This is a genomic window from Photorhabdus africana (assembly GCF_035181445.1).
Lineage (GTDB): Bacteria > Pseudomonadota > Gammaproteobacteria > Enterobacterales > Enterobacteriaceae > Photorhabdus > Photorhabdus laumondii.
The window spans coordinates 1-285 of sequence record NZ_JAXBVE010000245.1 but is presented as its reverse complement, the minus strand read 5'-3'; the positions used below and the strand labels follow the sequence as shown (position 1 = coordinate 285).

1 tRNA gene is annotated in these 285 nt (G+C 46.0%); it reads right to left on the bottom strand.

Annotated elements, in window-relative coordinates:
- Positions 1 to 162: 162 nt before the first annotated feature.
- Positions 163 to 238 (bottom strand) — tRNA-Ala (locus SLS51_RS23610).
- Positions 239 to 285: the final 47 nt, after the last annotated feature.

Genomic DNA, 285 nt, shown 5'->3' with positions numbered 1-285 from the left:
TCACAACCCGAAACTGTCTCGGATTGTTCAGCTTGAGAGATAACTCAATAATACCTCGGTGATATTACTGAGTCTTTCAATTTTTCAGCTTGTTCCAGATTGTTAAAGAGCAAAATAATTCGCAGCATACTGTCGCCAATATACTCTGAATTACCTTTAGTATGGTGGAGCTAAGCGGGATCGAACCGCTGACCTCCTGCGTGCAAGGCAGGCGCTCTCCCAGCTGAGCTATAGCCCCATACAGAAATAGACCGTCATCGACTGTTCAGTCAACTCGCTTAGCCG